Consider the following 11,331-nt stretch of genomic DNA (forward strand, 5'->3'; position numbering starts at 1 on the left):
GATATATTCGAATATTCATTTGCAGGGCAGATATGACCGATAAACCGACTATCAAAGACTGGCAGGAACTGGCTGACAAGGAAGTCAAAGGCCGTGACCTGACCTGGGAAACACCCGAGGGCATTGCCGTCAAGCCGCTCTACACGGCGGAAGATGCCGGCGATCCGGGCTTGCCGGGCTTCGGTCCGTTCACCCGCGGCGTAAAGGCGTCGATGTACGCCGGACGGCCCTGGACAATCCGTCAATATGCCGGTTTCTCGACCGCTGAGGAATCAAACGCCTTTTATCGTCGCAATCTGGCGGCGGGGCAAAAGGGTCTTTCAGTCGCCTTCGATCTCGCCACGCATCGCGGTTATGACAGCGACCATCCGCGCGTCGTTGGCGATGTCGGCAAGGCGGGCGTGGCGATTGACAGTGTCGAGGATATGAAAATCCTGTTCGACCAGATTCCACTCGACGAAATGTCGGTGTCGATGACGATGAACGGCGCGGTGATCCCGTGTCTGGCTTTCTATATCATTGCGGCGGAAGAGCAGGGCGTTTCGCAGGAGAAGCTTTCCGGCACGATCCAGAATGATATTCTGAAAGAGTTCATGGTGCGGAATACCTATATCTATCCGCCGGCGCCCTCGATGCGGATCATTTCCGACATTATCGGTTACACGTCCGAACATATGCCGAAGTTCAACAGCATCTCGATCAGCGGCTATCATATGCATGAAGCCGGCGCGACGGCGGTGCAGGAACTGGCCTTCACCATCGCCGATGGCCGCGAATATGCCAAGCAGGCAATGGCGACCGGTCTGGATATTGATGCCTTCGCCGGGCGTCTGAGCTTCTTCTTCGGGATCGGCATGAATTTCTTCATGGAAGTGTCCAAGCTGCGCGCGGCGCGGACCTTGTGGCACCGGGTGATGACCGATCTCGGCGCGCAATCCGAGCGATCCAAGATGCTGCGCACCCACTGCCAGACGTCGGGCGTGTCGCTGACCGAGCAGGATCCGTATAACAATGTGATCCGGACGACGATCGAGGCAATGGCGGCAACGCTGGGCGGGACCCAGTCGCTGCATACCAATGCGCTCGATGAAGCGATTGCGCTGCCGACCGATTTCTCCGCTCGGATCGCCCGCAACACCCAGATTGTGTTGCAGGAAGAGGCGGGGATTACCAAGGTCGTCGATCCGCTCGGCGGCAGCTATTATGTCGAGGCGCTGACCGACGAGCTGGTCGAGAAAGCCTGGGAGATTATCGAACGCGTCGATGCCGAGGGCGGCATGGCCAAGGCGGTTGCCGATGGCTGGCCCAAGGCGATGATCGAGGAAGCTGCTGCCGGTCGTCAGGCCGCCGTGGACAAAGGCGATGCGGTGATCGTCGGGGTGAACAAATATCGGCTTCCCGAAGAAGACTCGATGGAAACGCTGGACATCGACAATGCCAAGGTTCGTCAGGGGCAGATTGCCCGGCTCGAGAAGATGCGCGCCGATCGCGACGAAGCGGCCTGTCAGGCTGCGCTCAAGGCGCTGACCGAAGGCGCGAAGGGTGGCGGCAATGTGCTGGCGCTCGCAGTTGACGCCGCGCGGCAACGGGCTTCACTCGGAGAAATTTCCGATGCAATGGAAACGGTATTCGGCCGCTACGAAACCCGCCCGACACCGGTCAAGGGCATTTACGGCAAGGCTTATGAGGGCAATGCCCGCTATGCGATGGTCATCGAAGGCGTCGATGCCGTGTCGCAGCGGCTTGGCCGCAAGCCGAAAATCCTTGTCGCGAAAATGGGGCAGGATGGCCATGATCGCGGTGCCAATGTGGTGTCCAGTGCCTTTACCGACATGGGCTTTGACGTGATTTCCGGGCCGCTATTTCAGACGCCCGGAGAGACGCGCGATCTGGCTCTTTCCGAAAATGTCGATGCGGTCGGCGCGTCCAGCCTTGCCGCGGGCCACAAGACGCTGATCCCCGAACTGATCAACCTGCTGAAAGAAGCAGGCCGCGGCGATATCAAGATATTTGCCGGCGGTGTTATCCCGGCCAAGGATTACGAATTCCTGCGCAAGAGCGGTGTGGTCGGAATCTATGGACCGGGCAGCAATATTGTGGAATGTGCCGCGGATATATTGAGATTGCTGGGCCATAATATGCCCCCCGAAGAGGAAGCTGCGGAATGAGTGAAAATGGAACAGTAAAACCGTTCGCTTCGAGCGAAGCCGACAAGCGTCCAGACCAAAATGTCTCGCATTCGCTCGACACGAACGGCGAGCATATAGTCCGCAATGACTGGACCCGCGAGGAGATCGCCGCGCTGTTCGACCTGCCGTTCGACGAACTGGTTTTTCAGGCGGCAACCGTCCATCGCGCCAACCACAAGCCCGGCGAGGTCCAGCTTTCGACCCTGCTTTCGATCAAGACCGGCGGTTGCCCCGAGGATTGCGGCTATTGCAACCAGTCTGCGGGCGCAAAATCGGGGCTCAAGGCAGAGAAGCTGCTCGACGTTCGCACCGTGCTGCAAACCGCGGCGCAGGCGAAGGATCGCGGTTCCTCGCGCTTCTGCATGGGTGCAGCATGGCGCAATCCCAAGGATCGCGACATGCCGGCGATCATAGAGATGATCAAGGGCGTCCGGCAGATGGGCATGGAAACCTGCATGACCTTGGGCATGCTGACCAAGGAACAGTCCGAAATGCTGTCCGAAGCAGGCCTCGATTATTATAATCACAATATCGATACCTCGCCCGAACATTATGAGAAGGTGATCACTACGCGCACCTTCGGCGACCGGCTCGAAACCCTCGAGAATGTTAGGAACAGAGGCATCAACGTCTGTTCCGGCGGCATCGTCGGCATGGGCGAAACCCGCGAAGACCGGGTCGGCTTTGTCCATGCTCTGGCGACTTTGCCGCGGCATCCGGAAAGCGTTCCGGTCAATGCGCTGGTCCCGGTCAAGGGCACCGTGCTCGGCGATATGCTCGCCGATACGCCGCTGGCGAAGATCGACGATATCGAATTTGTCCGCACAATCGCGGTGGCACGGATCACCATGCCCGCTTCGATGGTGCGCCTGTCCGCTGGGCGCGAGAGCATGAGCGAAAGCACGCAGGCTCTGTGTTTCCTTGCTGGCGCCAACAGCATCTTCACCGGCGACAAATTGCTGACCACCGGCAATGCCGGCGATGATGCGGACGAGACATTATTTGCGAAGCTCGGGCTGGTGCCGATGGAAGCCGAGCAGCGGGAATGCAAGCTGGAGGCGGCGGAGTGATTGTCCTTCCACTATTGTTTCTCCTTCAGCCACAAGTCGATTGCAACGAACCCATCACGCAGCGTGATATGAACTTCTGCTCTCATCAGGAGTTTGAGGCGGCCGATAAAGCTTTGAACGAACAGTGGCGCAAAGTTGCTGCGCACAAAAAGCGGGACGATGAGGCGGCAGCAAGAAATGAGGCCGAAGGAGGCTATTTCCAAAAACTGCTGGACGCCCAGCGGGCATGGCTTGCCTATCGTGACAACCACTGTGAAGCGGTCTCAGATGTCTATCGGGGTGGCTCCATTCGCCCGTTAATCCACAATCTTTGCATGGCGGAGCTGACTGCGCAAAGAACCGATCAACTTCAAAAAATGATTGAGCCAAATTAATGTTCAAAAAAATTCTAATCGCCAACCGTGGCGAAATCGCCTGCCGGGTTATCCGTACTGCCCAGAAAATGGGGATCAAGACGGTCGCCGTCTATTCCGACGCTGATGCGCGCAGCCCCCATGTCAAAATGGCGGACGAGGCTGTGCATATCGGCCCGTCTCCTGCCGGCGAATCCTATCTGATCGCGGACAAGATTATCGCGGCCTGCAAGGAAACCGGCGCGGAAGCTGTGCATCCCGGCTATGGCTTCCTGTCCGAGCGGACCAGCTTTGCGCAACAGCTCGATGACAATGACATTGCCTTTATCGGCCCGCCGATCAACGCCATTGCCGCGATGGGCGACAAGATCGAGTCAAAGAAACTGGCCGAAAAGGCAGGGGTCAGCGTTGTTCCCGGCCATATTGGCGAGATTGACGATACCGAACATGCGGTGAAAATCGCTGGCGAAATCGGCTATCCGGTGATGATGAAGGCCAGCGCTGGCGGTGGCGGCAAGGGGATGCGGCTTGCGTGGAACGAGAAAGACGTCCGCGAAGGCTTTGAGGCGACCAAGCGCGAAGGGCTGGCCAGCTTTGGTGATGACCGCGTGTTTATCGAGAAATTCATCGAACAGCCGCGCCATATTGAAATCCAGGTGCTCGGTGACAAGCATGGCAATGTGATTTATCTGGGCGAACGCGAATGTTCGATCCAGCGGCGGCACCAGAAGGTTGTCGAAGAAGCGCCTTCACCATTTGTCGACCCTGAGATGCGGAAGAAAATGGGCGAGCAAGCCGTCGCGCTGTCGCAGGCTGTGGGCTATTACAGCGCTGGTACGGTCGAACTGATCGTCGGGGCGGACAAGAGCTTTTATTTCCTCGAAATGAACACCCGGCTGCAGGTGGAACATCCGGTCACCGAATATATCACCGGCCTCGATCTCGTCGAACAGATGATCCGCGTTGCTTATGGCGAGAAACTGCAGCTGACGCAGGACGAGGTCAAGCTGACCGGCTGGGCGGTTGAAAACCGCGTCTATGCCGAAGATCCCTATCGCGGCTTTCTGCCTTCCACCGGTCGTCTGGTCAAATATCGGCCACCGGAAGCTGAAGAAGGTATTCGCGTCGACGATGGCGTGGCCGAAGGCGGCGAAGTGTCGATCTTCTACGATCCGATGATCGCCAAGCTGATCACTTATGGCGAGACCCGCATCGAAGCGATTGACCGCCAGATCGACGCGCTGAACCGGTTCGAGCTGCAGGGCCCCGGTCACAATATCGACTTCCTCTCGGCGCTGATGCAGCACGAGCGTTTCCGCGAAGGCAATATCACCACCAATTTCATCGCTGAGGAATATCCGGACGGCTTTCAGGGCGCTCCGGCATCCGACGATCTGCTCCGCAATCTCGCCGCCATCGGCGCCTTTGCCGCGACAGCCCATGCCGACCGCGCGCGCCGCGTCGACAATCAACTCGGCAAGCGGCTTGATCCGCCATCGGAATGGCAGGTCAAGATTGGCGACAAGGTGATGGAAGTTTCTATTTCCGAAGAAGAAATCGTGGTCGACGGTCAGGATGTCGATCTGTCGATGGAATATACGCCGGGCGACAGCCTGATCCTTGCCGAGGTGGCAGGCAAACCGCTATCTGTGAAAATCGCGAAGACTGCCAACGGCTTTGCGCTCAACAGCCATGGTGCGACCCACAAGGCTCGTGTCCTGCCGGCTCATGTTGCGCAGCATGCCGTCCACATGATCGAGAAAATTCCGCCCGATTTGTCGAAATATCTGCTTTGCCCGATGCCCGGCCTGCTGGTCGCGCTGCATGTTGGCGAAGGCGATACTGTCGTCGAAGGGCAGCCGCTGGCCGTGGTCGAGGCCATGAAAATGGAGAATATTCTCCGGGCCGAGAAAAATGGCGTGGTGAAATCGGTCGAAGCCGCGCAGGGTGATAGTCTTGCCGTCGACGCCGTGATACTCGAACTGGAATAAGAATTTTCGCCTTGGGGAGGGTAAGATATGGCCAGTGAAGTAGCAATGGCGGGGCAGCGCGAGCCGACGCAAAAGGAAATCCGCCTGGTTATCGCGGCGTCCTCCGCCGGCACCATTTTCGAATGGTATGACTTCTTCATCTATGGCACATTATTCTATATTATCGGGCCCACCTTTTTCCCCAGCGGCAATCCGACGCTTGAAATTCTGATGGTCTGGGCGACCTTTGCCATCGGCTTCGGCTTCCGTCCTGTCGGTGCCATTCTGTTCGGTTTTCTGGGCGACAAGCTGGGGCGCAAATATACGTTTCTTGTCACGGTCACGCTGATGGGCGTTGCCACCGCGGGCGTCGGATTCATTCCCAGCGCCGAGACAATCGGCCTGGCAGCTCCCTTGATCGTGATCTTCCTGCGAATATTGCAGGGCCTTGCGCTTGGCGGTGAATATGGTGGCGCAGCAATTTACGTGGCCGAACATGCTCCCACCGAAAAGCGCGGATATTATACGAGCTACATCCAGGCGAGCGTTGCCGGAGGGTTTGTCTTGTCAATCGGCGTCATATTGGCCTGTCGCTTCCTGATCCCAGAACAGGCGTTTAACGACTGGGGCTGGCGAGTGCCTTTTCTGCTGTCGATCATCCTGCTCGCCATATCACTCTGGATGCGCCTGAAGCTCAATGAAAGCCCGGTCTTCCAGGCGATGAAAGAGGCGGGAGAAACCGCAGGCAATCCCTTCGTCGAAAGCTTTACCTATCCCGGCAACAAGAAGCGTATTTTCGTTGCCCTTTTCGGGATCACGGGCGTGCTGACAACCATCTGGTACACGGCCTTTTTCTCCGGCATGTCCTTCCTGCGCGGACCGATGAACATGGAGGCGCGCACCGTCGACATCATATTGTTCGTCTCCGGCCTGATCGCCATGTCATTCTATCTTGTCGTCGGCAAATGGTCCGACCGGGTGGGACGCAAGAAACCGATTGTCGTCGGCGCTCTGCTATCCCTGTTGTTGCTGTTCCCGGCATTTTGGGGGCTGGGCCATTTTGCCAACCCTGGGCTGACAGCAGCAGCGGAAGCGAATCCGGTGCGGGTCGAGGGCAGTGCCTGCAGCACGGATCCATTCGCCGAACTGTTCAGCCGCGAGCAGAGCGATTGCGGCAAGATACTGGAGACGCTGACATCCGCGGGCGTTTCCTATTCGTTGACTGACGCCAGTGAACTGAAACTGAGCGCCGGCAGCAATGCTATCGCCATTGATTCCGCATGGCTGGAAGATGGCGCTGCCCGCAGCAGCGGCATTCGTGATGCGCTTGCCGCTCATGGTTATGATTTTGCCAAACAGCAGCCGGACATGATCAGCATTTTGGGCATAGTCGCGATCCTGCTGGTTCTCGGTGCCCTGAGCGCCCTGACTTACGGGTCGGTTGCCGCCCTGCTGTCGGAAATGTTCCCGGCCAAGATCCGCTACAGTTCGATGTCGATACCCTATCATATCGGGGCCGGATATCTCGGCGGCTTCCTGCCGCTGATCGCCGGATATATTGTGGCGCGATCGGGCGATATATATGCCGGTCTCTGGTACACATGGGTCGTCGTCGCATTCGGTGTCATCGTTGCCTGGTGGGGCATCCCCAATGATCCCGAAGCGGCTCTCGACGAAGACCGATAAAGGTCCTATCGCTCGGTTCATGAGTGACGTGAAGCCGAACATACCGCCGACCGCGACAGTTAAGCTGGATTCCGATGCGCTGGTAGCAAACTGGCGCGCGCTTGACCGGCTGTCGGGGAAAGCCAGTGCGGGAGCGGCCGTCAAGGCCAATGCTTATGGTCTTGGCGTGCGCGATGTCGTGCACCGGTTGATGGCAGCGGGGTGCACGGATTTTTTCGTCGCCAACTGGCGGGAAGCGCAGGAAATTGAAGACCTGACCGCGGGCAGAGCCGGAGTGTCCGTGCTCAATGGTGTGCGAGCGGCAGATATGCCCTTTGCGCGCCAATCTCCGGCAAAGCCGGTGCTCAACAGTTTGCAGCAATTGCAGCGCTGGAAAAGCTCCGGGAAGAGCTGCGATATCATGATCAACAGCGGGATGAACCGGCTCGGTATCGATGTGGACGATCTCGATGCCGCACTATTCGACGGCATGACGATTGATATGGTGATGAGCCATCTTGCCTCCGCCGATGAAGATGTTCCTCAGAACGCAGAGCAGCTGCAACAGTTTAAAGCCGGGCTCGAAACCGTGCCGGCCAAGCGGAGGAGTCTGGCCAATAGCGCGGGCATAGCATTGGGCAGTGAATATCATTTCGATGTAACACGCCCGGGCCTGTCACTCTATGGCGGGATTCAACGTCCGGCTTTGGAAGATGTCATCAGACAAGTGGCGTTCCCGCAAGCGGAAATCATTCAGGTTCGATCGCTTCGTGCGGGTGAAAAGCTTGGTTACAACGCGCAATATATCGCGGATGATTCCCACAAGGTTGCTATATTGGCGATGGGCTATGCCGATGGATATTTGCGGGGTTTCTCGAATAGCGGTATGTTCATGCATGAGGGCATTGTGCTGCCAGTATTGGGCCGGGTTTCAATGGACCTGATCGCGATCGATCTGTCAGACGAACCGAATCTGAAAGAGGGCGACTGGGTTGATTGCGAATATGATCTTGGGATAGCTTCGGGGCAATCGGGCATGTCGCAATATGAATTGATCACCGGTCTGGGTAACCGTCTCGCTCGAGAGTGGACATAGGGTCACTGAAACCATTGCCGTCAACGCAGCTGCACAAAATAAAAATGCTGCGCAAAAATCCAGCATAACAACAGAAGTTGCGGCAATGCACAAATAGGTTTAGTGCTTGTGCAACATTTAATAATTGATGGTTAGAAGAGTTTGAGAACTTCAACAATTCCAACCCATCGGGAGCTGACATGGCCAAGTCCAAGAATATCAATCCAGGCGATCCGATCACGATAAAAAAATATGCCAATCGCCGACTCTATAATACCCAGACATCGAGCTACATCACGCTCGACTTTCTCGCAGAAATGACCCGCAATGATCAGGACTTCATCGTCGTCGATGCCAAGACCGGTGAGGATATCACCCACAATGTTCTGACCCAGATCATCGTTGACGAGGAAAGCAGCGGCAAGCAGATGCTGCCGGTCAAGTTCCTGCGCCAGCTGATCTCGATGTATGGCAACAGCATGCAGACGTTGATGCCATCCTATCTGGAGGCGTCGATGGACAATTTCCGCAAGAACCAGAAACAGTTTCAGGAAGCCGTCGAGGGCGCACTCAACAAAAACCCGCTTGGCCAGATGGCGGTCAAGAACCAGAAGCAGTTTCAGGAAGCCGTCGAAAATGCCCTGAAGGCAAGTCCGCTGGCCGGTGTCTTCGAAAAGGCATTGAGTCTTGGTCAGAATGATCATGCGAAAGCGGGCGATTCATCGCAAGAGACTGCGTCGGAGAAAGACGCTGAGATCCTGGCGCTGAAACAACAGCTGGCGGATATCCAGTCCAAGATCGACAAGCTCGACAGCTGACTACCGGAACCTAATAATCCGCAGGAAAAACAAGTGAAGAAAAATGCCCTTTCAATCAGCCGCGAACAGGATTTTGCGGCCTGGTACCAAGAAGTAATTAGCGAAGCCGACATGGCCGAAGAATCCGGCGTACGGGGAAGCATGATCATGCGGCCCTGGGGCTATGGCATCTGGGAACGGGTGCAATATCTGATGGACCAGCGGATCAAGGCGTCCGGCCATGAAAATTGCTATTTTCCGCTGTTCATTCCGCTGAGCTATTTCTCGAAAGAAGCCGAGCATGTCGACGGATTTGCCAAGGAAATGGCGGTGGTCACGCATCACCGGCTGATCAAGGGCGAAGATGGCGGTCTGGTTGTTGATCCGGATGCCAAGCTGGAAGAACCACTGGTCGTTCGCCCTACCTCCGAAACGGTTATCGGCACCGCCTTTGCCCGCTGGGTGCAAAGCTGGCGTGACCTTCCGGTGATGATCAACCAGTGGGCCAACGTGGTGCGCTGGGAAATGCGCACCCGGATGTTCCTGCGGACCACCGAATTTCTCTGGCAGGAAGGCCATACGGCCCACGCCACTAAGGCCGAGGCGATGGAAGAAACGCTCAGCGCGCTGGAAATGTACCGCGAATTTTCCGAAAACGTGCTGGCCATGCCGGTCATTGCCGGAGAAAAGCCGGAGAATGAACGTTTCCCCGGCGCCGATGCGACTTACTCGATCGAAGCGATGATGCAGGACGGCAAGGCTTTGCAGGCCGGCACCAGTCACTTCCTCGGCCAGACGTTCAGCAAGGCGCAGAATATCCGCTTCCAGGACAAGGAGGGCGTGTTCCAATTTGCCTATACCACCAGCTGGGGCACTTCGACCCGGATGATCGGCGGCGTCATCATGACCCATGGTGATGATGACGGCATGCGCGTGCCGCCACTGATCGCGCCTTATCAGGTCGTGATCGTGCCGATGCTGCGCGACAAGCCGGAAGACGAAGAAGTGCTCGATTATTGCAAGGCGCTGGCCAAGGATATTGCCCAGCTGAGAGCCTTTGACGAGCCGGTCCGGGTGAAGCTGGATATCAGTGGCGCCAAGACCCAGACCAAACGCTGGTCCTGGGTCAAGAAGGGCGCGCCGATCATTCTTGAAATCGGTCCGCGGGACATGGCCGAGGACAAGGTAGCGATGATCCGGCGCGACGCGCTTTATCAGGACAGCGGCAAGCTCGACACGAAATTTCTCGCCAAGGCGGATTTCATCCCCGAAATCCCGGCCCTGCTTTCCGATATCCAGACAGCATTGCATGAAGAAGCCAAAGAGCGTCTCAGCGGCAACATCAAGCGGGGCGTTGAATATTGGTCCGACGTTGAACGTTTCTATGCGGCGAAAAAGAAACATCCGGGATGGCTGGAAGTGCAATGGTGCAAGGCGACCGGTGAAGAGCTGGAAGCAATCGAAGAGCGGCTCAAAAAACTGAAGCTGACCTTCCGCAACGTGCCGGTTGACGCGGCAGTCGCCGATGGCAAATGCATCTTTACCGGCAAACCGGCGGTCGAGCGCATAATCATAGGTAAAGCTTATTAATGTCCCTATGAACTCCTTCACCAACTTCGAGAATTTCCTAACAGGAACTGCTGTCATCGCAGTTATCCTTTTTGTGCTACGAGAAATTATCGAAGCAGTTAAGAAATGGAAATCTGATCAGAGAAAACTGAGTGCTCTCAAGAAAATATTGTCTCGCGAAATCGAACTTAACTTTACGTCATTGGCCTCGCTGGAGGACGCTCTAACTCAAGCTTCAAAACAACTAAAAAGTAAACCGCGAGGCGAGTTTCGAGTTGTTAGCGAGCCAAGCGGAAAAGAGACTTGGCAAACTTGGAAAAACAATGGAGAGCGTGATCGCGGTGGGATGCTAAGGCGTACTCACAAAGCGGCTTCGGACAAAACTCTGCTAACAATAGCTGAAATTTCTCCCAAGCTTTTACGTCCGCTAGAAGAGTATATCGATTCCACCTCGGAGATAGAACACCTGCGTTCAAGTTTGATTGATTATGCTCACCCCGAAGCCAGCGATCAAAACCTATTTCCTGGCTTTACCGATTGGGCATTAGATCAATTAGAAAGTATTCGGAATCAACAGAAGCAGCTTTTTATACTGTGCGCGGGTAAAGAACTGTCGAAAGGACGGCTTAGGTAGAATGACCAA

Annotated in this window: 9 protein-coding genes; all 9 read left to right on the forward strand. The window is 56.2% G+C overall.

The window, feature by feature from the left end; translation table 11 throughout:
* Positions 1–32: 32 nt before the first annotated feature.
* The 9 genes from scpA to AZE99_RS07765 all read left to right on the forward strand — a co-directional run bounded on the left by scpA (position 33) and on the right by AZE99_RS07765 (position 11,322).
* On the forward strand, positions 33–2,168 hold the full coding sequence (gene scpA, locus AZE99_RS07725) for a methylmalonyl-CoA mutase (RefSeq protein WP_067199518.1): 2,136 nt from the start codon (positions 33–35) through the stop codon (positions 2,166–2,168).
* Positions 2,165–3,259 carry a biotin synthase BioB gene (gene bioB / locus AZE99_RS07730; protein WP_082788284.1) on the forward strand — a complete coding sequence of 365 codons (1,095 nt, stop codon included), beginning with the start codon at positions 2,165–2,167 and terminating at the stop codon, positions 3,257–3,259. The genes scpA and bioB overlap by 4 nt, the downstream gene beginning before the upstream one ends.
* On the forward strand, positions 3,256–3,633 hold the full coding sequence (locus AZE99_RS07735) for a lysozyme inhibitor LprI family protein (protein WP_197460274.1): 378 nt from the start codon (positions 3,256–3,258) through the stop codon (positions 3,631–3,633). Before bioB ends, AZE99_RS07735 begins: the two co-directional genes overlap by 4 nt.
* Positions 3,633–5,603, forward strand: coding sequence for an acetyl-CoA carboxylase biotin carboxylase subunit (locus AZE99_RS07740; RefSeq protein ID WP_067199522.1), 1,971 nt, complete (start codon positions 3,633–3,635; stop codon positions 5,601–5,603). Before AZE99_RS07735 ends, AZE99_RS07740 begins: the two co-directional genes overlap by 1 nt.
* A gap of 27 nt (positions 5,604–5,630) precedes the next feature.
* Positions 5,631–7,268: an MFS transporter gene (locus tag AZE99_RS07745; RefSeq protein WP_067199523.1), complete on the forward strand. Its 1,638-nt coding sequence runs from the start codon at positions 5,631–5,633 to the stop codon at positions 7,266–7,268.
* A 19-nt stretch (positions 7,269–7,287) separates the two neighbouring features.
* Complete coding sequence (alr, locus tag AZE99_RS07750) at positions 7,288–8,343, forward strand: alanine racemase (protein ID WP_067199525.1); 1,056 nt, start codon at positions 7,288–7,290, stop codon at positions 8,341–8,343.
* Between the two features lie 179 nt (positions 8,344–8,522).
* Positions 8,523–9,140, forward strand: coding sequence for a polyhydroxyalkanoate synthesis repressor PhaR (gene phaR, locus AZE99_RS07755; RefSeq protein WP_067199527.1), 618 nt, complete (start codon positions 8,523–8,525; stop codon positions 9,138–9,140).
* A gap of 33 nt (positions 9,141–9,173) precedes the next feature.
* A complete protein-coding gene (gene proS, locus AZE99_RS07760; protein WP_067199528.1) occupies positions 9,174–10,709 on the forward strand; it encodes a proline--tRNA ligase in 1,536 nt (511 codons plus the stop codon).
* Positions 10,710–10,716: 7 nt separating this feature from the next.
* The gene (locus tag AZE99_RS07765) at positions 10,717–11,322 is read left to right on the forward strand and encodes a hypothetical protein (protein WP_067199530.1); all 606 of its coding nucleotides are present in this window, start codon (positions 10,717–10,719) and stop codon (positions 11,320–11,322) included.
* Positions 11,323–11,331 lie beyond the last annotated feature (9 nt).

The organism is Sphingorhabdus sp. M41 (assembly GCF_001586275.1).
Lineage (GTDB): Bacteria > Pseudomonadota > Alphaproteobacteria > Sphingomonadales > Sphingomonadaceae > Parasphingorhabdus.